The sequence below is a fragment of the Haloferula sp. BvORR071 genome (genome assembly GCF_000739615.1).
In the GTDB taxonomy this organism is placed as follows: Bacteria; Verrucomicrobiota; Verrucomicrobiia; order Verrucomicrobiales; family Akkermansiaceae; genus Haloferula.
Window position 1 is genome coordinate 1 of record NZ_BATP01000009.1, and the last position, 20,333, is coordinate 20,333.

The 20,333-nt window shown below is 62.5% G+C and carries 17 protein-coding genes; 10 read left to right on the forward strand and 7 right to left on the reverse strand.

Features of this window, described 5'->3' with window-relative positions; translation table 11 throughout:
* The 3 genes from BV071_RS06870 to nusB all read left to right on the forward strand — a co-directional run.
* On the forward strand, positions 1-422 hold a 422-nt coding region (locus tag BV071_RS06870; RefSeq protein ID WP_035604025.1), incomplete at its 5' end, for a DUF1732 domain-containing protein.
* 424 nt (positions 423-846) lie between these two features.
* Positions 847-1,308 carry a 6,7-dimethyl-8-ribityllumazine synthase gene (gene ribH, locus BV071_RS06875; RefSeq protein WP_265594158.1) on the forward strand — a complete coding sequence of 154 codons (462 nt, stop codon included), beginning with the start codon at positions 847-849 and terminating at the stop codon, positions 1,306-1,308.
* Positions 1,308-2,201: a transcription antitermination factor NusB gene (gene nusB, locus BV071_RS32600; protein ID WP_081885846.1), complete on the forward strand. Its 894-nt coding sequence runs from the start codon at positions 1,308-1,310 to the stop codon at positions 2,199-2,201. Before ribH ends, nusB begins: the two co-directional genes overlap by 1 nt.
* 371 nt (positions 2,202-2,572) lie before the next feature.
* On the opposite strand, the gene BV071_RS32605 is transcribed toward nusB, so the two are convergent.
* Positions 2,573-4,234: an alpha/beta fold hydrolase gene (locus BV071_RS32605; RefSeq protein WP_052572999.1), complete on the reverse strand. Its 1,662-nt coding sequence runs from the start codon at positions 4,232-4,234 to the stop codon at positions 2,573-2,575.
* Positions 4,235-4,580: 346 nt separating this feature from the next.
* Between BV071_RS32605 and BV071_RS06895 the strand changes: the two genes are divergently transcribed.
* The 5 genes from BV071_RS06895 (at position 4,581) to BV071_RS06915 (ending at position 12,008) form a co-directional block, all read left to right on the forward strand.
* Positions 4,581-5,444, forward strand: coding sequence for a kelch repeat-containing protein (locus tag BV071_RS06895; protein WP_035604031.1), 864 nt, complete (start codon positions 4,581-4,583; stop codon positions 5,442-5,444).
* Positions 5,445-5,458: 14 nt separating this feature from the next.
* Positions 5,459-6,712 carry an MFS transporter gene (locus BV071_RS06900; protein ID WP_265594160.1) on the forward strand — a complete coding sequence of 418 codons (1,254 nt, stop codon included), beginning with the start codon at positions 5,459-5,461 and terminating at the stop codon, positions 6,710-6,712.
* Between the two features lie 22 nt (positions 6,713-6,734).
* On the forward strand, positions 6,735-7,667 hold the full coding sequence (locus tag BV071_RS06905; protein WP_035604099.1) for a dihydrodipicolinate synthase family protein: 933 nt from the start codon (positions 6,735-6,737) through the stop codon (positions 7,665-7,667).
* A 274-nt stretch (positions 7,668-7,941) separates the two neighbouring features.
* On the forward strand, positions 7,942-9,099 hold the full coding sequence (locus BV071_RS06910; RefSeq protein ID WP_035604037.1) for an AGE family epimerase/isomerase: 1,158 nt from the start codon (positions 7,942-7,944) through the stop codon (positions 9,097-9,099).
* 317 nt (positions 9,100-9,416) lie between these two features.
* Entirely contained in the window at positions 9,417-12,008 is a 2,592-nt protein-coding gene (locus tag BV071_RS06915; RefSeq protein ID WP_052573000.1) for an alpha-galactosidase, read from the forward strand.
* Positions 12,009-12,214: 206 nt separating this feature from the next.
* Here BV071_RS06915 and BV071_RS06920 read toward each other — a convergent pair whose 3' ends face one another.
* From BV071_RS06920 to BV071_RS06940, 5 genes are read right to left on the reverse strand one after another with little or no spacing between them, the layout of a single operon-like run.
* Positions 12,215-13,363: a Gfo/Idh/MocA family oxidoreductase gene (locus BV071_RS06920; protein WP_035604040.1), complete on the reverse strand. Its 1,149-nt coding sequence runs from the start codon at positions 13,361-13,363 to the stop codon at positions 12,215-12,217.
* Positions 13,364-13,421: 58 nt separating this feature from the next.
* Positions 13,422-13,718: a hypothetical protein gene (locus tag BV071_RS06925; RefSeq protein ID WP_035604043.1), complete on the reverse strand. Its 297-nt coding sequence runs from the start codon at positions 13,716-13,718 to the stop codon at positions 13,422-13,424.
* A gap of 27 nt (positions 13,719-13,745) precedes the next feature.
* Entirely contained in the window at positions 13,746-14,558 is an 813-nt protein-coding gene (locus BV071_RS06930; RefSeq protein WP_035604046.1) for a sugar phosphate isomerase/epimerase family protein, read from the reverse strand.
* Positions 14,555-15,541, reverse strand: a complete 987-nt coding sequence (locus BV071_RS06935) for a LacI family DNA-binding transcriptional regulator (protein WP_035604050.1) — start codon at positions 15,539-15,541, stop codon at positions 14,555-14,557. Before BV071_RS06935 ends, BV071_RS06930 begins: the two co-directional genes overlap by 4 nt.
* Before the next feature lie 33 nt (positions 15,542-15,574).
* Positions 15,575-16,522, reverse strand: coding sequence for a dihydrodipicolinate synthase family protein (locus tag BV071_RS06940; protein ID WP_035604053.1), 948 nt, complete (start codon positions 16,520-16,522; stop codon positions 15,575-15,577).
* Between the two features lie 100 nt (positions 16,523-16,622).
* Here BV071_RS06940 and BV071_RS06945 point away from each other — a divergent pair, with 100 nt between their 5' ends.
* Entirely contained in the window at positions 16,623-17,438 is an 816-nt protein-coding gene (locus tag BV071_RS06945) for a sugar phosphate isomerase/epimerase family protein (protein ID WP_035604056.1), read from the forward strand.
* A 47-nt stretch (positions 17,439-17,485) separates the two neighbouring features.
* Here BV071_RS06945 and BV071_RS06950 read toward each other — a convergent pair whose 3' ends face one another.
* Positions 17,486-18,967, reverse strand: a complete 1,482-nt coding sequence (locus BV071_RS06950; protein WP_052573002.1) for an MFS transporter — start codon at positions 18,965-18,967, stop codon at positions 17,486-17,488.
* A 302-nt stretch (positions 18,968-19,269) separates the two neighbouring features.
* On the opposite strand from BV071_RS06950, the gene BV071_RS06955 reads away from it, so the two are divergent.
* Positions 19,270-20,313: a Gfo/Idh/MocA family oxidoreductase gene (locus BV071_RS06955; RefSeq protein WP_035604107.1), complete on the forward strand. Its 1,044-nt coding sequence runs from the start codon at positions 19,270-19,272 to the stop codon at positions 20,311-20,313.
* Positions 20,314-20,333 lie beyond the last annotated feature (20 nt).

Below are 20,333 nucleotides of genomic sequence, written 5' to 3' on the forward strand. Positions count from 1 at the left end.
AGGACCTCGGCCGCGACCTCTTCACCCGCCTGGTCCAGCTTGAGAAGACCGCCGCCGCCATCGGCATTCTCGCCCCGGGCCGCCCGGAACGCTACAAGGAACAGCTTTTCAAACGCTTGCGCGATGCCGGCCTGGAACTGGAACTCCAGGACGACCGAGTCCTCCGCGAGCTCGTCGTCTTCGCCGACCGCTGCGACATTTCCGAGGAAATCACCCGCCTGGACGCCCATTTCCGCCGCTTCCGCGAGTACATGACCGGCAAGGAACCCGCCGGCCGCCCGCTCGACTTCCTCTGCCAGGAGATCCACCGCGAATTCAACACCATCGGCTCCAAGGCCAGCGACGCCGCCATCGCCCAGCACGTCGTCGAGGCCAAGACCGAGCTCGAGAAGATCCGCGAGCAGGTGCAGAACATTGAATAGAGGGTGAGGGACCGGGACTCGGGGTCAGGCGAAGCTACCGCGGAGTAGCAGAGGCTGCGGAGGAATCCAGAGAAAGGGCGGATGCCACCGGTGCCCCCCTCTTCTCCTTTGCCTTTCAAATTTAGCGAGTTTCGCGATTTTCGCGGTTAAAAATCTGCGCAACCGAAGCACAGCCAGCGGCCTGAACCGGACCAAAACCAAACCTCATCCGCTTCCGTGTGTTCCGTGTATTCCGTGGTTTACTCCAAGTCCCATTCGTCAGATTCGCCCGATTCGTGGTGCCTCCCTGCCTTGCCTGAAAACTGACCGCTGAAACCTGGCAACTCTTACCGGCACCGCCCCGGTTGACAATTCTCTCCCCCGCCCCCATATCCCGCCCATGTCGTCGGCGTTGCCACCCAAACCTCGGATCATCGGACCCCGCGTGCGCGTTTGCATCGTGGCGTCCAAGTACAACGAGCAGTTTGCGGATGCCTTGGTCGACAACACCGTCGCCGAACTGAGCGAGTTGATGCCCCAGACCCGGGTCGACATCATCCGCGTGCCCGGTGCCTTCGAGATCCCGGTGACCGTCGCCAATGTCCTCGACCGCGGCGAGCACCTGCCCGCCTGCGTGATCGCCCTCGGCGTGATCGTGAAGGGCGCGACCTCCCACGCCGACATGATCGGCAATTCCATTACCCTTTCCCTCCAGGAGATGGCCGTGCGCTACAAGCTGCCGATCATCCACGAAGTGCTGCTGGTGGAAGACGAGAAGCAGGCCTACGCCCGCTGCATCGGCTCGAACCTGAACCGCGGCCGCGAGGCGGCCCGGATCGCGGCCTCCATGGTGGACATCTTCCACGAGATCGAGCGGTCGATGCCGCGCGTTATTTCCCGCACCTAATGCCTAGCCGTCGTCAAATCCGCGAGGCGGTCGTGCAGTTCCTGTACTGTGCCGACCTCGAAGGCGGGGCCGACCCTGCGTCCCTGCGTGAGCCATTCTGGCAATTCATCACGGAGTCGGACCGTCGAGCCCTGCTCCAAGCAACCTGGAAGACCCTGCACCACCTGAGCCTCGGCCGGGAGCAGCGTTTGAAGGAATTCCAAGAGCGCCTGCCGCTTGCCCTCGCCACCCTCAAGGCCCGCCCGGACCTCGAGCGCACCGCGATCGACCTGCAATGGGTCTCCGCCGGAGAGAACAAGTGGAGCGCCGCAATGATCGAGCTCTCGCGGATCCCGCGGGATGCCGATGACGACGCCTTCAGCGAGCAATTCGAGCCGGTGCTCCAACAGCTCTTCAAGATCGACCGCGACCTGGAACTGTCCCGCAAGCGCTTCCTCCAGGCCCTCGAAGACATCCCCGGCCTGCGCGCCCAGATGGAGCCGGTGGCCGGCAGCATCCGCCGCCTCGCCCGCATCTCCGAGCGCGTCCGCATGGTCGAGGAGCCCGAGAAATTCCCCGACCAAGGCGACCTCGCCAAGCTACGCGAGTCCAAGGAAGCCATCACTGCCCTGCGTAGCGAGACCGACAACCTCGTCGCCGCCGTGCAGCGTGAGAAGGAAGGCATCGATGAGCGCCTCGCCGCCGTGGTGGAGAACTTCGCCCCCGAGCGTATCGACCCCGTCGACCGCGCTATCCTGCGCCTGGCCACTTGGGAGATCATTCACTCCCCCGAGGTCCCCGCTCCCGTCGCCATCGACGAAGCCATCGAGCTCGCCAAGCGCTTCGGCACCACCGACTCCGGCCGCTTCGTGAACGGGATCTTGGACAAGATCGCCAAGCAGGAAGCGCAGTAGAGAGCGATGTAGCCGCGTTCGTGAGAACGCGAGAAGCGACCCTAGGGCCCGTTTCATCCCGCGCGCCTAACGAAGATCCTCTCGTGCTTCCGCGGTGTCACCACCCCGCCTACATTTCTTCGCGTAGGCGCGTTCGTGAGAACGCGGGAAGCGACCCTAGGGCCCGCTCCATCCCGCGCGCCTAGCGGAGATCCTCTCGTCTTTCCGCGGTGTCACCACCGCGCCTACATTTCTTCGCGTAGGCGCGTTCGTGAGAACGCGAGAAGCGACCCTAGGGCCCGTTTCATCCCGCGCGTCTAACGAAGATCCTCTCGTGCTTCCGCGGTGTCACCACCGCGCTTACACCATAAGAAGCTCGCTCACTCCACTCCCTAGCCTCCCACCGCCTTCACCACGAACTCCACGATCGGCGTCGGATCCTTCAAGCTGTGCGGGTGATGCCCCTCCCCCGGCTTCCGGATGATCTCGATCTTCCCGCCGAGCTGCTTGTAACGCTCCTCCACCAGATCGATGTTCTCCTTCGGCGGCACCCCATCGTCCGCCATCCCGATCACCGCGAGAATGGGAACCGAACCCTTCAGTGGCTCCAGGTTATCGATCGGATTCTTCTTATAAGCCAGCGCCTCCGCCTCCGTCATTCCGTAGGCCTTCAGCAGCTTCTGCCAATCCCCCGGTGAACCGCCCTTGCTGGCACCCTTCGCCGCCGGCCAGCTCTTGAAGTCGCACACCGGATTATCGACGTACAGCGCCGCACAACGCTCCGGATGCAGCGCCGCCCAGTTGAAGGCAAACAAGCCACCGCGGCTGAAGCCTTCAAGCACCGTCTTCTTCGACAGCCCGAAGACCGGAACAACAAAGTCATAATAGGCGTCCATGTGCTTCATCGCCACCGGCGCGCCGTACATGTCCTGCATGTCGATATAAGCGACGTGGAAGCCCTTCTCTAACAGCGCGATGTCCCCTTGCGGCTCGTGCCCGAAGAACTCCGTCCGCCAGATCCACGGCATCCCGGCCGCCGACTGCTTCGGCACCACCAGCAGCGCCGCGCGGCCATCCACCGTGAAGTCCAGGCGCTTGTAGCCCGACCACTCCGAAACCTTCGCCGAATCCATGGCCCGGTAATTCTCCAGCAAGCCCTTCGCTTCCTCCAGCGCCTCCGGCACCGGCTTCCCCGCCGGCACTCCCGGCCGCTTGTGCTTGGTCTCGGTCAGGAAAGCATCCCGCAGCACCGCCGCCCGCTTCTGTATGAAGATATAAGATGCATCACTCGCAAAGCGCGGCTCGCCCTTCAGCCCCAGCACCGGCCACAGGCCCTGGCACAGTGCCTCCGCAAAGAAGCGATGCCCTTTCCAGCCGGGATGGACTCCATCCTCCGCAAAAACGAAGCCGGGACGCACGTAGGTCGCAACGCCCGGTTTAGATCCGGGTCCATCCTTCGTGAAGGTAACGTCCGGCTCCTTCTTCTTCGCCGCCGCCACCTTCTCCCTCAATCCGGGCCGCACATCCACCACCTGCCAGCCCTGCATGCTCTTGAGCCAAGCCGCCTGCGCATCGAGCACGGCATCGTAGTGCGCCGCATCAGACATCGGTCTGTCAGCGAAGTACAGCGAGGGCGTGACGAACACGATCTTCGCGCCGGTCTTCTCCACCTCGTCCTTCAGCTTCGTCATCCCCTTGCGGTAGGCATCCATCCGCGCCTCATCCAGCGGCTTATAGATCCCGTCGTTCATTCCGTAGCAGGCGATGACGAGGGTCGGCTTGCAGCGCTCCAGCACGCGGCCGAGGCGTTCGTGGATGCAGGGACGCGGGAACTGGCCGCCGGCGTGGCCTTCTTCGGAGAGTCCGGAGGTGGTCTCACTGCCAAGACCGAGATTGAGGAAATCGGCATCGGCATAGGCTGGATCGTGGCGCAGCGCGGATTCCGTCCATGCCGCCCAGCGTCCGTCGTAGGTGATGCTGTCTCCCAAGAAGAGCACGCGGGTCTCCGCCGCGCGGGCCAGGGTGACGAGGAGCAGGAACAGTAAGAATCTCATGGATTCCATAAGACGACATTAGCCGGACGGATCTAGCAAGGTCCTGATGATGCGACACGAAACCGGTCGGTCCTACCAACCAGCAGCGCGAGCTACCCGACACCCCGGCCTGCGCGCTCAATCATCCCGCTTGCCATTTCCGCGCAGGCTCTGTCGGAATGGAACCTGTGTTGACTCATCCTCTTGCCGCCGTGGCGACGCTGGCGCTGGCCCAGTTGCCGGCCGGGGCGCAAGTGGTCAAACCGCTGCCCCCAGTGCCCGATCAGGTGGGCTTTGCGGGTGCCTTTGCGGGAGTAAAAGGGGGCATTCTGGTGGCCGGAGGGGGGCGAATTTCCCCGATGGCGTGATGCCATGGGACGGCGGCACCAAGGTCTGGCACGACCGTATCTACACCCTCGACCTCTCGTCCCCTGGCGCAACTTGGCACGAAGCAGGACAGCTGCCGGTGCCGAATGGCTATGGCGTCTCCCTGACCCTACCTGAAGGCATCCTCCTCATCGGCGGCAGCGACGCCACACGCCACTTCAAGGAGGTGCGGCTCATGACTCTCCAGGACGGCAAGGCAGCCTTCGAGGACTTCCCCGCCTTGCCTGCCCCCCTGGCCCAAATGGCTGGCGCTCTGGCAGCTAGAAAGATCCACCTCTGCGGCGGCATCGAGTCCCCCACTGCGACCACCGCCAGCAATACCCACTGGATGCTCGATCTCGATGAGCGCGCCAAGGGCTGGCAGAAGCTGCCGGACCTACCCGCAGCAGGCCGGATCCTCGCAGCCTCTGCTGCAATCGGAGACACCTTCTACCTAACCGGCGGATGCTCCCTTGCCCCGGATGCAGCAGGCAAGCCGCAGCGGACCTACCTGCGGGAAGCCTGGAAGTTCGCCGGGGGAAAATGGACCCGCCTGACAGACATGCCGCGGGCCGCGGTGGCAGCAGCCTCCCCTGCCCCGGTAAAGGGCAACGAGATCTATGTCGTCTCCGGAGATGACGGCACCCAGGTCGCGCTACCCCCGGCCGAGCACAAGGGCTTCACGCGCGAGATCCTGCGCTATGATGTTCAAAGCGACGCATGGCAGCCAGCCGGCAAGCTCGATGTCCCCGCCCCCGTGACCTTGCCCACCGCGCCTTGGCAAGATGGCTACGTATTCTTCAACGGTGAAGTGAAGCCCGGCGTCCGGACACCCCAGGTCTTCCTCTTCACCCCACAGCAATGAACGCCACGGACAGCATGAACACTACCCTCAGCCGCCAAGCATGGCTGGTGGTGGCCCTGCTGGTCCCCGTGGCCCTCCTCAACTACCTGGATCGCCAAATGCTGGCGACTATGAAAACCTCAGTGATGGCCGACATCCCCGGCATCGGGGTGGAGGCGAACTGGGGCAAGATCCTGGCCTGGTTCAAGTGGACCTACGCGGTGCTGAGTCCGATCGGTGGCTACCTCGCGGACCGCTTCAGCCGACGGCATGTGATCGCGGGGAGTTTGTTCGCGTGGTCGGCGATCACCTGGCTGACGGGGCATGTGACCACTTACGAGCAACTGCTGGCGACGCGCGCGATCATGGGGATCAGCGAGGCTTTCTACATTCCGGCGGCGCTGGCATTGATCGCAGATTTTCATCGCGGGCCGACGCGCTCGAAGGCGGTGGGTATGCACCAGATGGGGATTTATTGTGGCGTGATCCTAGGCGGCTTCAGCGGGTATGCGGCGGACTCGGCGAATCATGGATGGCGCTGGGCCTTCGATGTCTGCGGGCTGGTGGGGCTGGCTTATGCGGTACCCTTGTTCTTGCTGTTGAGAAATGCGCCGCGGGATGAGAGCGAGTCTCACGAGGCAAGGCCGGCGCCGATGGCAGCGATGAGAGAGTTGCTGGCGAATCGATCCTTTCTCCTATTGGTGGCGTACTTCACCTTGCCGGCGCTGGCGGGCTGGGTGGTGCGGGACTGGATGCCGGCGATCCTGAAGGCGGAGTTCAATCTCGGGCAGGGCAAGGCGGGCGTGTCGGCATCCTTGTTCTGGCAGACGGCGGCAATTGTGGGAGCTGTGCTTGGCGGCTATCTGGCGGATCGCTGGATGCGACAGACACCGCGCGGGCGGATCTATGTCAGTGCGATCGGGATGAGCTTGATTGTTCCAGCGATGTTCGGCGTGGGCTATGCGCCGCAGACGGGGCACCTGGAAGTCGCGGTGGGCTTTTTGATCCTGTTCGGGCTGGGCTGGGGATTCTTCGACTGCAACAACATGCCCATCCTGTGCCAGGTCGCGCGGCCGGAGCTGCGGGCGACGGGCTATGGGCTGATGAATTTGGTCAGCATCAGCTGCGGAGGCTTTGCGGATTATGGCTTCGGAGCCTTGCGCGACCGTGCGGTGCCGCTGTTCGGGATCTTCAGCATCTTCGCGAGCGCGGCGATCCTGTCGGTGCTGCTGGTGCTGATGATTCGTCCGCGTGAGACGGAGATCGGGCTGCAACCGCCATCACATTGACCGAACGATTGATTTTATGAAAATGAACTCTCCTCTTCATGAGCTGGTGGTGGCGACGCACTCGCCCTTCCATGCGGATGGCTCGCTAGCACCGGAGGTGGTGCCGTCTCAGGCGGCCTTTCTGTCGGCAAATGGGATCCGTACTGTGTTCATCACTGGATCGACCGGCGAGGGCCACTCGCTGACCTGCGCGGAGCGTCTGGCGCTGTATGAGGTGTGGTCGACTGTGGGACCGGCTGAGGGCCTGCAGGTGATCGCGCACGTGGGTGGGAATTGCCTGGAGGATGCGAAGATCCTGGCGCGCGCAGCGGAGAAGTTGGGCTTCGCGGCGATCAGTGCGCTGGCTCCTTCTTACTACAAGCCCGGTAGTTTATCGGGGTTGATTGATTGCTGTGCGGCGATTGCGGCGGAGGCGCCGAAGACACCCTTCTATCACTACGACATTCCCTCGATGACCGGGGTGTCGTTTCCAATGGAGAAGTTCCTGGTGGAAGCCGCGGGGCAGGTGCCGACCTTGGCGGGGATCAAGTTCACGAACCCGGATCTGGTGTCGTACCGGCGATCGCTGGAGGTGGCTGGCAGCCGTTTTGATCTGCCGTGGGGGGTGGATGAGATGTTGCTGGCGGCTTTGGCGACGGGGGCGAAGGGTGGTGTGGGCTCGACTTACAATTGGGCGCCGAAGCTTTACTTGGATCTCATTGCGGCGTTTGAGCGCGGGGATCTGGAGGAGGCGCGGCGCTTGCAGGGGATTTCGATCGCGATGATTGATGCGATTGCGAAGACGGGGTTCCTCGGGACGGCGAAGGCGTTGATGGGGAGACTGGGGGTAGAGGTGGGGCCGGCGCGGTTGCCGCTGGGGAATCCGACGGAGGTGGAGGTGGATTCCTTGATGGAGAGGTTGGAGGAGTTGGGATTTGGGGAGTGGGGAGCGAGGAAGGCGGAGATGGTGGTTTAAAGGCAGGGGGAACCACGGAATATACGGAACGCGCGGAAGTGCTGGTGCGAGGGAGGGTTGGTTTTTAACCGCGAAAGGGCGCGAAATTTGAACAGCCGATGAACCACGGATGAACACGGATAGACACGGATTAAAGGCAGGAGGGTTGAGGGGGGCTTAGGGGTATGGTGCGTGTGGATCGGGTGGGGTTTGCCCGACTGGTGGGGCCGGCTAAAGACCGGCGCACCCAGTGGGCACCTGGTGTTTGAGGCCGGACGGTTGAACTAGCGTGAGAATGAATCTAGCAGCTTTTTATCAGGAGCAGTTGTTCGGGGACTGTCTGCCGTTTTGGTTTCCGCGGGCGGTGGATGAGGAGTTTGGCGGGTTCTTGCATTGCTTTGACCGGGATGGGGCGCTGGTGGATAGCGACAAGTCGGTGTGGGCGCAGGGGCGGATGAGCTGGATGCTGCTAACGCTGTATCTGGAGCATGAGCGGAAGCCGGAGTGGTTGGGGTGGGCGGAGAGCGGGTTGAGATTTTTGGAGGAGAAGTGCGTGGATCCGGTGGATGGGCGGATGTTCTTCCATGTGATGTGGGACGGGACGCCGGTGCGGAAGCGGCGCTACGCCTATAGCGAGAGTTTCGCAGCGATTGCGTTTGCGGCGCATGCGGCGGCGAGCGGAAGCGACGAGTCGGCGGAGAAGGCGCGGCATTGGTTTGGGAGATTCACGGAGTGGAATTTCACGCCGGGGTTGATGCCGCCGAAGTTCGCGGGGACGCGGCCAATGGAGGGGATCGGGACGCGGATGATCACGCTGGTGACGGCGCAGGAGCTGCGGAAGCACTTGGGGGAAGATGCTGCTTTAACAGGGTGGATCGACCGGTGCGTTGATGAGATTCGGCGACTATTCGTGAAGCCGGAGCTGAAGGTGGTGATGGAGTCGGTGGCACCGGATGGATCGATCGTGGATCATTTCGATGGAAGGTTGTTGAACCCGGGGCATGCGATCGAGGCGGCTTGGTTTGTTTTGGAGGAGGCCGGGTATCGGGGTGATGCGGAATTGGTGAAGCTGGGGTGCGAGATGTTAGATTGGATGTGGGAGCGAGGATGGGATGAGGAGCACGGCGGGCTGTTCTATTTCCGCGATGTGTATGGGAAGCCGGTTCAGGAGTATTGGCAGGACATGAAGTTCTGGTGGCCACATGATGAGGCTTTGATTGCCACGCTGATGGCCTATCGGATGGCGGGTGAGGCGCGGTATTTGGAATGGCATGAGAAGCTGCGGGTGTGGTCGTTCGGGAAGTTTGGGGATGAGGAATTTGGAGAGTGGTTTGGGTATTTGCGGAGGGATGGGGTGCCGGCGAATTCTTTGAAGGGTTCGTTGTGGAAGTCGTTCTTTCATCATCCTCGGGCCTTGTGGAGGTGTTGGGGGTTGGCGCGGGAGATGGTTTGAGGAATAGAACAGGACCAAGGCGTCAACCGGGGCCGGACGGTATCACCACACTACTTGCACCCCTTCAGGGTGCGTAATCCCTCGGTCCCAAACCTAGGGTTGCGCTTCGCTTGCCTTGGGCTTTCTCCGTGTCACCCCTTTGGGGCTCTTGAGACTTCTCGGCCCTTCCGTCGCCTCCTTGTCGGCCTTCCCATAGCTGCTTTCCGCCGCCTTGCTGGTGATTCCCCTTCCCCACCCAAAAAGGCGACAGGCTTTCCTAGCGCGGGCGGGGGTGGCAGGGTAGATCGGTAGTCGTTCCGAACCCAAGTCGAACCCCAATGATGATCTCCCGCCGCAGTCTTTGTTCCGCCGCGCTTGTTCTCGCTCCGCTGGTTTCGGCGGCGGAGACGACGGATCTCGCCACCCTGCCCTCTCCGGAGCTGAGCATCACGCAGGATTGGGCGGAAGCGCGGACAAATCTATCGGTGGATGGACACGCGCTGAAGGTGGGGGGCAAGAGCTATGCTTCGGGGATCGGGACGCATGCGACCTCGGACTGGACGCTGGCACTGGAGGGCGAGGCGACGGAGCTAAGCGGGGCTTGCGGGGTGGATGATGAGGTGAGCGGCAAGGCATCGTTGCAATTCTCGATCGAGGGCGATGGCAAGGAGTTGTGGAAGAGTCCGCTGATGCACAAGGGGGATGCGGCGGTGCCATTCCAAGTGAAGCTCGGCGGAGTGAAGGCGCTGCGGCTGCGGGTGAATGATGGAGGCGATGGCAGCTCGGAGGATCATGCGGACTGGCTGGATCTGAAGCTGGAGCATTCGGGCAAGGCGGCCTTTTCCAACAACGCGATCACGGTGGGAACGGAGGCACTGGTGTGGACCTTTTCCGTGAACCAAGGGAAGCTGGAGCAGCGGCGCTTCGGGCTGAAGGACGCGCCGGACAAGACACCGGCGCCGGGGATCTATGCCTATCCCGACTACATCGACCGCAATGCGGACGTGGCCTTGCTGGAGCCGACGCTGGATGTGCTCGCCGCGAACGGGCTGCGCAACCTGGCGCTACGCTTCGACTCCAAGGATGTCCGACAGGTCGGCCCGGGCGTGGTGCAAACGAATATCCGACTGAAGGATGCGGTGAGCGGCATGGGCTCGGAGCTGCACTTCCTGGCGCACGAGAAGGAGAACGTCATCGAGGTGTGGTCCACAATCACGAACGCCAGCAAGGAGGCAGTGACTTTGCTGCGCTTCGATTCCTTCTCCTTCTCGCTGGGCGGGAAGGATCTTCACCTGACCACCTTCCGCGGAGGCTGGGCGGACGAGATGAATTGGAATGAGGCGCCGATCGGCACGGGGCTGCGGCGGATCGGCAACCAGACATTCACCCACCCGACTCACGGGTATAGCAGCAGCTTCGTGCTGAGCGAGGGAACGGCCCAGGAAGAGAGCGGACGCGTGGTCGCGGGCTCCCTGGCCTGGTCGGGGAACTGGCACCTGGATTTCCAGAGCGAATATAAGGAGCAGGTGCGGGTAAGCGGCGGGATCAATCCCTTCCAGCCCCAGAGCCTGGCCGCCGGGGCGAATCTGGAGACGCCGCGGCTGATCCTGACGGCATCGGGCCATGGCAAGGGCGAGGCCTCGCGGAACTTCCACCACTGGGCGCTGAAAAACGGTGTGCGGCAGGTCGAGGTGACCCGGCCGGTGATCCTGAACAGCTGGGACGGCGCCTACTTCAGCTTCGATGAAGCACGGCTGCTGGCGATGATGGATGCGGCGACCAAGGTGGGAGCGGAGATGTTCGTGCTGGATGACGGGTGGTTCGGCAATGGCGTGAATGCCCGCAACGATGACAAGGCCGGGCTGGGCGATTGGCAGACCAATCACGAGAAGCTGCCGCACGACCTGCAGTGGCTGGCGGAGCAGGCGCAGAGCCGCGGGCTGAAATTCGGGCTGTGGGTGGAGCCGGAGATGGTGAACCCGCGCAGTGAGCTCTTCCAGAAGCATCCGGACTGGGCGGTGAAGCTGCAGGAACGCGAGCAGCGGCTGGGGCGGAATCAACTGCCGCTGGATCTGTCGAAGCCGGAGGTGGAGGAGTTCATGTACCAGACGGTGGCTGGCCTGTTAGACAAGTATCCGGGGATCGAATACATCAAGTGGGACAACAACGGCCACCTGCAGGATGCGGGCTCGCAAGGCGCCAACGCGGCGGGGCAGATGAACATGACCACGGAGATGACGCAGGCCTACTACCGCGTGCTGGACCGACTGGTGGCGAAGTATCCCAAGATCATCTTCCAGGACTGCGCGAGCGGCGGCGGGCGGGCGGAGTATGGTGCGCTGCAGCGGCACGCGGAATTCTGGGCGAGTGACAACCAGAATCCGCTCAAGCGCCTGCACATGCACTGGGGCTACACGCATTTCTTCCCGCCGATGGCCTGCGCGGCGCATGTCGCCGAGTCATTCGATTCCGGGAAGTTCCCGCTGAAGTTCCGCATGGATGTGGCGATGACCGCGCGGCTGGGCCTGGAACTGGATCCCTCGCACTTAAAGGATGCCGATATCGCGGAATTGCGCCGGGGCATCGATGACTACAAGCGGCTGCGGCCGCTCCTGCACAGTGGCGAGATCTTCCGCGGGGTATCGCCGTATGGATCGGACCTCTGCACGCATACGGTGGTGGCAGAGGACAAGTCGCGGGCGGTTTTCTTCGCATTCCGGAAGCAGAATGAGCACGGCACCCACGGTGAGAATCTGAAGGTGCCCGGCTTGGATGCAGCGAAGCGCTATCGGGTGACGGAGGTGGATGCCGGAGCGGCGCCCCGCGTGAGGACAGGAACTTTCGAGGGGAAGGATCTGCTAGAGAAAGGACTGCCGGTAACTTGGGACAAGGGCCCGGAGAGTGCGGTGGTGGAGCTGGAGGTAGAGTAGGATTGCCCGAGCAAGATGAAGGATCCGGCCGAAGGGTACGTGACTAACGCCGATTCCGCTTGGACGCAAAGCAAGCGGTGCTCAGCTCCTGCATCAGTTGATCTGCTCGCCGTACCCGGCACTCGCGTGCCGGGCTATTATGAACCGTCCTGTCGGGACGAAGAAAGGTCCACGAAATCGAGCTAGCGGCCCCTGCCTTCAGGCCATCAGATCACAGGGACATCCACCCAGCAGCCCTTCTTGTGACTCTCCCAACTCAGCTCGGCGAGCTGCACACCCTTCGCGCCTTCGCGCAGGGTCCAGCGGAAGGGTTCGTCATTCACGACGTGCTTGAGGAAGAGCTCCCACTGGATCTTGAAGGCGTTGTCGAAGGGCACTTGGTCCGGCACCTCGGTCCAGCGGTCGTAGTAGTTGATCGGGCTGTCGATGTCCGGATTCCAGATCGGCCGCGGGGTCACGCTCTCGTGCTGGGCCCAGCACTTGCGCAGGCCGACGATTGCGGAGCCCTTCATGCCATCGACCTGCAGGGTCAGCAGGTCATCGCGGCGGACGCGGACGTTCCATGAGGAATTGAACTGGCAGGTGATGCCGGTATCGGTCTCGAAGATCGCATAGGCGGAATCATCGGCGGTGCAGTTGAAGGGCTTGCCGTCTTCATCGAAGCGCTGCTCGACGTGCGTGGCGGCCTTGCAGAAGACGCGGGTGACGTTGCCGAAGAGGTTATCGATCACGTAACGCCAGTGGCAGTGCATGTCGATGATCATGCCGCCGCCGTCTTCCTCGCGGTAGTTCCAGCTCGGACGCTGGATCGGCTGGCCTTCATACTCGCCGGTGAAGACCCAGTAGCCGAACTCGCCGCGGACGCTGAGGATCTTGCCGAAGAACCCCTGCTCCTTGAGAAGCTGGTATTTGCGCAGGCCCGGCAACCACAGCTTATCCTGCACTGCGCCGTTCTTCACGCCGGCCTTCTCCGCGACCTCGGCGATGCGCAGGGCCTCGCTGAAGGACACCGCGGTCGGCTTCTCGCAGTAGATGTGCTTGCCCGCGGCAATCGCCTTTTCTAGGAAGCCGATGCGATAGGGCGTGCCCGAGGCATCGAAGAAGATCTCGTTGTGGGGATCGGCAAGCGCAGCATCCAGATCTGTGGTGAAGCGCTCGACGCCATACTTGGTCGCCAGTTCCCGGAGCTTGTCTTCGTTGCGACCGGTGAGGATCGGATCCGGGATCACCCGCGTGTCGCCGCAGACCACCCCACCCTGCTCGCGGATCGCGAGGATCGAGCGGACGAGGTGCTGGTTCGTGCCCATGCGTCCGGTGACGCCGTTGAGGATGATGCCGAGTTTCTTGGTGTTCATAAAAAGCGGAGACAAAAGAGGGGAAGACTTCAGACAGAAGGCTGGAGGAATAAGGTCGCTACTCGTAAAGCTTCCCCATCAGGAGGATCTCGGCGCAGCGCGCCCAGGGATTCTCGGGCGGAGTATAGAGAGGCAAGCCGTGCTTCGACCCAACTGCCCATCCCTCCGCAGCGAAGAGGAAGCTGGAGATCGTGTGATTTTCCCAGCCATTGGCACCCCGTCCGCAGGGATCGACGGGATGTGGAGGCTCACCCGCTTCTTCCACCGCCCGGTCATCCGCCAATGCCCGTAGAAATCCGATGAACGACTCTTCGTCATGCACCTCCTCGGCAAGCTGGTGAAGATCGCGTTTCAAGATGGTGTCGGGTGGGCGGGATTGGATCTAGAGGTCAGCGCAGCTTGCGATGATTTTGTCCAAGAACTGGTGCTGGTTTTCCGCCCAATACTTGCGGGAGAAGATCTCCACCTCGGTCAGGCCGTTGAAGCCCGCAGCCTTCACCATCTTCGCGATGCGGGCGGAGGCGTTCACCCCTTCTCCGGGCAAGCCGCGGTCTAGCAGGACATGGTCGAAGTCCGGTTTGAATTCGCAGACGTGGAAGGCGAAGAGCCGGCCCGCAGCGGCGCAGCGCTGGATTTGAGCTTCAAGGCCGGTCTCCCACCAAACGTGGAAGACATCGAGGGCGACACCCACCAGCGGATGATTGAGGGATTCGGCGAGGTCGTTCGCATCCTTCATCGAAGCCACCGCGGAGCGGTCGCCGGCATACATCGGGTGCAGTGGCTCGATCGCCAGCCGGATCCCGGAGCTCTCCGCTTGTGGCAAGAGAGCAGCGATGCCTTCGCGGATCTGGTCGAGGTTTTCCTCCGGCGTCTGGCCAATGGTTGCGCCACAGACGAGCACGATCATCGGCAAGCCGAGTACTTCCGCCTCGCGGAGCGCTTCCCTGTTGGTAGCGATACCCGCTTCACGGGTAGCCGCATCCTTGCCGGTGAAGAAGCCGCCGCGCACCAGGCTGACCTTGCGCAGGCCGCTGTCATCAAGACGCTTCCTGACCAGCTTCAAATCCTCCCCCGCGACCGTCTCGCGCCACACGGAAATCCCGCCGATGCCGCGGCGGGCATAGTTCTCGATGCACTCGTGGATCGACCACGGCTTGTTCGTGAAGGTATGGATGGCGAGCTGATCCGGATTCATGGTGTCGAGTCTCCCACGATCAAGCGGCCGGTCACGCGCAGCAGCGCGGCGGGAGCCTTGTTGTCGATGATCTCGGCCTGCAAGCGGGTGGCCGCATAACGTGCGAGTTCTTCCACTGGCAGATTGACGGTCGTGAGCAGCGGGCGGGAAAGGCGCCGGACCGGTGAATCGTCGAAGCCCGTGACGGCAATGCTGCGCGGCACCGCCACGCCAAGACGATCGAGTTCGCTCAGCACCACGGTGCCGACGATGTCGTTCACGCAGACCAGCACGTTGGCATGCTTCGTGGCTGCGGCCACGCGCTCGGTCTGGATCGAGGCAATATCGGGAAACTCGATGCAGTGTTTGGCGCGGTCAAAGTCGATGCCGCGCCGCTGGCAGGCTTGCTCGAAGCCATCCAGACGTTCTTCGTGGATCTGCCCGAGTCCCTCGATGCTGACGAAGCGGGCGCGGATTTCTGGAATTGTCGCACGCAGGTGGTCCAGCAGATCGAGCATGCCCGCGGCATGGTCGGAAGCCACACAGGGCAGTCCAGGGATAGCGCGATTCAGCACCACGAAGGGCGTGCCATGCTCGCGCAGGCTCTTAAGCGTCTGCTGCGAGGGGCGGTGGAAGGCGAAGATGAAGGCATCGATGTCTCCGCCCTTTTTGTGCGGATAGGGATCGAAGTCCGGTGCATTCACCTCGCAGAGCAGGTTCAGCCCGCACTGGGTAAAGCCGACCCGCAATCCCTCGACCAAGGCCGCCAGATCGTAGAAGAGCGCACGCTCCGGTTCCAGATGCCGCGGCAAGACCAGCTTCACGCTCAGGATCGCGCGGCCGCGGTGGCGGCGGATACTACGTTTCTCGTAGCCCAGGCGCTTCGCCGTGGCGGCCACCTTCTTGCGGACTTCCACCCCTACCAGGCGCGAACCATTCAGCGCCCGTGAAACGGTCGCCGAGGAGATGCCCAATTCGCGGGCGATGTCGTCGATGGTTGGCATGGAGGAGAAAGATTAGAGCGGAGAACGGAGAGCCTAGACTTCGTAGCCGAGGCGCTTTGCGCAATCCTGCATGATGCCAGCTTCCCATTCGGGGCGCCGCGGGCAGAGTTTGTGCGGCTCGGAAGTCGGGATGCGGCCGAGGAGATGTTGAAAGACCGCGCAGCTGTGCTTGTAGGCCGGCACGGGAGCCCGGAAGCCGACGTTGCCGAGATACTGAAGAGCGTCGTTGAGTTCCGCGTAGCGTTCGTCGCCTTCGAGCCAGTATTTGTCGCGCTCGGCGAACTTCTCCGGGCAGAAGGTGGCGAGGCCCAGCAGGTAGTCCGAGCCGTATTCGATCATGTCGATCCCCAGGTCATTGCCGGTGAAGATCATGAAGTCCGGGCGGACTTCGTCCCGGATCTCCAGGCGGCGCAGTTCCTTGCCGCGGTCGAGCGAGGAATGCTTGATCCCCTTCAGGGCGGGCACGGTCATCAGCCCGCGGATCGTCTCCTCGTCGTAGATCATGCCGTTCGGCGCGAACATCTTGCCGAGCTCGAAGCCGAAGACCGATTCGTGTCCCTCGCAGACCTTGGCATAGAGTTCGACGATCTTGTCCGGCGCCCAGTCGTGGAAGCGCGTGGTTTGGAAGAGGATCGGGGTGCCGCCAAAGGAGACGATCTCATCCATCTGCCGGCGGTAGAGGTCCACCAAGTCCCCTTCCAAGCCTTCCACGAAAACCCCGGCCACGAAGTCGCGACGGCCTTGGATCACGCCCTTGGTGATGCCCAGGATCTCGGTGCGCTCGGCGGCGGTCAGGTAGTTCGCATAGCCGGTGTCCATATTCACCGCGCAACCGAGACCTGCATCGGTGGTTCTAGCCACGGCCTGCTCGAAGGCGCTGCGGGCGATCGATCCATCGGCCTCGAAGGGCAGCAGGCAGGCGGCGTATCCGGTGATCTTGCGCCGGAAGCGCTTCGCGGCGTGGCGGGTCTCAAGCGACATGGCTGGATTATTTGCATGCAAATTTTGCCACTGCAAGTGTTTCTTGTCCTACCCTCACGGGGAATTGCACATCCCCTTTCCCTCCGCTTATCTGCACGCAATGCGCTTCGCCATCTGCAACGAAACCTTTGGATCCATTCCCCTCGCCCAGGCCGCGCAGATCGCCGCCGATATCGGCTACCAGGGCCTGGAGATCGCCCCTTTCACCCTCGCCGATGACCTGCGGATCGTCAGCATTGCCGACGCCGAAGAGCTCGGCCGCCAAGTGGAAGACACCGGTCTGGAAGTCGTGGGGCTTCACTGGCTGCTGGCGAAGACCACCGGCTTCCACCTGACCACGCCGGATGAGGCGATCCGCCAAGCGACCATCGACCGGGCCCGCCACCTCGCTGACATTTGTCATGCGATGAAGGGCGAGATCATGGTTTGGGGCAGCCCTTTGCAGCGCTCGCTAGAGCCCGGTTGGAACTATGACGACGCCTTCGCGCGCGCTGCCGAAATCCTGCGCGCCGCCGCAGAGCACTGCGGACCGCTCGGCGTCACCATCGCCATGGAGCCGTTGGGGCCCAGCGAAACGAACTTCCTGACCTCTGCCGCCGAAACCATCCGCCTCTGCGAAGCCGTCGGCCACCCCTCCTGCAAGCTCCACCTCGACGTAAAGGCCATGAGCGCGGAGAGCAAGCCGATCGACGAGGTGATCCGCGAGAGCAAGGACTGGACCGTGCACTTCCACGCCAACGACCCCAATCTCCGCGGCCCCGGCATGGGTGAGGTGGTCTATGCGCCGATCGTCGAGGCGCTGCGGGAGACCGCCTACCAGGGCTGGGTCTCGGTGGAAGTCTTCGACTACACGCCTACGCCACTGGAGATCGCGGAGGAGAGCTACGCGAACCTGCTACGTTTCTTCGGCGCATGAGGCCAAAGTGGCGGCCTTGTTGCCGCCGCTTGCCTCCCCTCGCCTAATCAATCCTCTGGCAAGGGCTGCCCCTTGGTTTCCGGGAGGAAGGGCAACACGATCAGACCGAGCAGGAAGATCAGGCACATCCACGAAGCCGCGTCCCGGAAGGCGTCGATCTTCGCGATTGCGACGTTCCCGCCCTCAGCTGCGGCTTTTACCGCCGCCTTGTCAGCCAGGTTCTTGGCGAGATACGCGAGCGTCAGCGGTCCGGAGGCAGCAGCATAACGACCGACGTTGTAGCAGAAGGAAACGCCGGTTGCACGCAGGCGGGTCGGGAAGAGTTCCGGCAAATAGATCGAGAAACCCGCGAAGACCGAGAGGTGGAAGAAGCCCATCAAGGGCGCCATCCAAAGGATGTCCCACTGACCGTTGATCTTCCCAATCATCTGGAACACGAACACGGTCACGATCAGCGAGCCGATGAAGGAGATGGCAAAGGCCTTCTTGCGGCCCAGCTGTTCGGTGATCTTCGTGAAGGCCAGCATGCCGATGAAGGCACCGCCATTGAAGCACAGCAGGTTAAGCGAACCCCACAATTGCTTGCCCTTGTTGATCGCTTCCGGGCTCGCCTTCTGAGCATTCAGGCCTTGGGCGATGATATCCCCCACCAGGTCGGTCGAGAAGACCCCGATGCCCCACAGACCGATGACGCCCGCGCAGGACAGCACCATGCCGAACAGGGCATGCCGACGCCAGGTGGAATGAGCGAAGAGGTCCTTGTAAGAGCCGGCCTTCTTGCCTTGAGCAGCGGCACGGTCACGCGCCTCGATCCAGGCCTGCGGCTCCTTCATCCGCAACTGGATAGTGGCGACCATGAAGGCAGGTAGCGCCCCGATCAGGAACAGCCACATCCAGTAGTTTGGTTTGCTACCAATTGCGGTAAGAGCAATCGCCAAACCGATCAGGCCGGCCGCGCAGTTACCCACCGCCGAGAAAGACTGGAGCACGCCCAAGGCCCTTGGCCGCACTTGGCTTGGGACCGTGTCAGCCACCAAGGCCACCGCGAGACCGAAGACCCCGCCGACACCCAAGCCGGTAATGAAGCGAAAGATCGTGAAGTCCACGTAGTGGGCCGAGAGATCCTTGAACGCCGGGATCGAAGTCAGGTGCAGCGATTGTGAAATCGTCGGCAGGTCAGGGAAGCCCGCCAGAGCAGAAAGACCCGTCGCCAGGGAATATAGCAGGACCGTCACCGCCAGCATTTTGGCCCGGCCATAGCGGTCACCCAGCGAACCGAAAATCATCCCACCGGTCGCCCATCCGAGCACGAAGATCGCCGTGGCGATCCCGCCATAGTATTTCGCGTCCTGCCCCTTGTTGAGCAGTGCCACCATCGCCGGATTCCGGGCCAGATTGAAGAGTTGCTGGTCGAGGCAGTCGAAAAGCCAGGCAAGGGTTGCCACCACGAAGACGAGGCGCTGATAGGGGGCGAGCTGACTCCACCAGCCGGAGCCGCTAGAGGAGGATTTGTCGGACAAGTCTGCCATCGGGTGAGTTTCTTGAGTTTCGCGAACTCCAGAGTGCCAGACGCGATCCGGCAAGCCTGAATGCCTCCACTACCCCGCTTGAGTAGGTTTTTTTACAGGGCGGCTGAGCTTTATAAAATCAGGGCTTCCCGCAATGTTGTCATACAGGTAAGAGCGCGCCGCAGCGATGCGTATGCCAGCTCCCTTGACGCGTCTCGCGTCGCTGTATGAATGAATCGGCATGAGGATGAGATCGCGCCTTCGACGCCCGCTTGAATCCCTCATTCGCCTATCCTGAAATCCTCTACCACTCCCACGAACCCATGAAATTCGGAATCATCGGCGCCGGCATGATCGGCCACTTCCACGCCAAGGCCATCACCGCCATGACCGGTGGCGAGCTCCACTCCGTCTTCGACCTGCGCGCTGAAGCTGCCGAGAAACTCGCCAGCGAATACGGCGCGAAGGCCTATTCGGACATGGCTGCCTTCCTCGCCGATCCGGAGTTGGAGATCGTGACCATCGGCACGCCTTCCGGCTCGCACTTGGATCCGTCTCTCGCTGCGCTGAACGCCGGCAAGCACGTGATCTGTGAGAAGCCACTGGAAGTGACCGTCGAGCGGATCGACCAGCAGATGGCCGCCGCCAAGGCGAATGGCAAGGTCATCGCGGCCGTGCTCAACCGCCGTTTCCACCCCGGCATGGATGCCTTCAAGAAGGCCGCCGATGAAGGCCGCTTCGGTAAGCTCACCTCCGCCTCCTGCTATGTGAAGTGGTATCGCGACCAGGCCTACTACGACTCCGCCGCATGGCGCGGCACTTGGGCGCTTGATGGTGGCGGCGCGCTGATGAACCAATCGATCCACACCATCGATGCCCTGATCTACCTCGCCGGCCCGATCAAATCGGTGCAGGCGAATACCGCGTGCCTTGCCCACACCGACATCGAAGTGGAAGACATCGCCGTCGCGATCGTCGAGTTCGAGAACGGCGCGCGCGGTGTGATCGAGGGCTCCACCTGCACCTGGTCGAAGGACGGCCACCCAGCCCGGGTCCAACTCAGCGGCACCGAAGGTTCTGTCTTCCTCGCCGATGAGGCATTCGAGATCTGGGACTTCATGCACGAGAAGCCGGAAGATGCCGAAATCCGCTCGACGCTCATGAAGGGTCAATCGGGCGGCCTGGGCGCCAATGACCCGAAGGCGATCAACTACTACCAGCACCAGCGCAACTTCGAGGAAGTGGTCAACGCCATCAACGAAGGCCGCGAACCGACGGTCTCCGCCAGCGAGGCCCGCAAGCCGGTGGCGGTGATCCGCGCGATCTATGAGAGCGCACAAAACGGTGGCAAGCGCGTCGAACTCTGATCTCCTTCCTGCACGATGTC

Excerpts from the sequence above, each read along its gene's own strand:
- BV071_RS06930 (WP_035604046.1), bottom strand. The coding sequence starts at position 14,558 with ATGAATCCGGATCAGCTCGCCATCCATACCTTCACGAACAAGCCGTGG.
- BV071_RS06900 (WP_265594160.1), top strand. The coding sequence starts at position 5,459 with ATGAACACTACCCTCAGCCGCCAAGCATGGCTGGTGGTGGCCCTGCTG.
- BV071_RS06935 (WP_035604050.1), bottom strand. The coding sequence starts at position 15,541 with ATGCCAACCATCGACGACATCGCCCGCGAATTGGGCATCTCCTCGGCG.
- nusB (WP_081885846.1), top strand. The coding sequence starts at position 1,308 with ATGCCTAGCCGTCGTCAAATCCGCGAGGCGGTCGTGCAGTTCCTGTAC.
- BV071_RS06955 (WP_035604107.1), top strand. The coding sequence starts at position 19,270 with ATGAAATTCGGAATCATCGGCGCCGGCATGATCGGCCACTTCCACGCC.
- BV071_RS06910 (WP_035604037.1), top strand. The coding sequence starts at position 7,942 with ATGAATCTAGCAGCTTTTTATCAGGAGCAGTTGTTCGGGGACTGTCTG.
- BV071_RS06945 (WP_035604056.1), top strand. The coding sequence starts at position 16,623 with ATGCGCTTCGCCATCTGCAACGAAACCTTTGGATCCATTCCCCTCGCC.
- BV071_RS06950 (WP_052573002.1), bottom strand. The coding sequence starts at position 18,967 with ATGGCAGACTTGTCCGACAAATCCTCCTCTAGCGGCTCCGGCTGGTGG.
- BV071_RS06920 (WP_035604040.1), bottom strand. The coding sequence starts at position 13,363 with ATGAACACCAAGAAACTCGGCATCATCCTCAACGGCGTCACCGGACGC.
- BV071_RS06940 (WP_035604053.1), bottom strand. The coding sequence starts at position 16,522 with ATGTCGCTTGAGACCCGCCACGCCGCGAAGCGCTTCCGGCGCAAGATC.
- BV071_RS06895 (WP_035604031.1), top strand. The coding sequence starts at position 4,581 with ATGCCATGGGACGGCGGCACCAAGGTCTGGCACGACCGTATCTACACC.
- BV071_RS06905 (WP_035604099.1), top strand. The coding sequence starts at position 6,735 with ATGAACTCTCCTCTTCATGAGCTGGTGGTGGCGACGCACTCGCCCTTC.
- BV071_RS32605 (WP_052572999.1), bottom strand. The coding sequence starts at position 4,234 with ATGAGATTCTTACTGTTCCTGCTCCTCGTCACCCTGGCCCGCGCGGCG.
- BV071_RS06915 (WP_052573000.1), top strand. The coding sequence starts at position 9,417 with ATGATGATCTCCCGCCGCAGTCTTTGTTCCGCCGCGCTTGTTCTCGCT.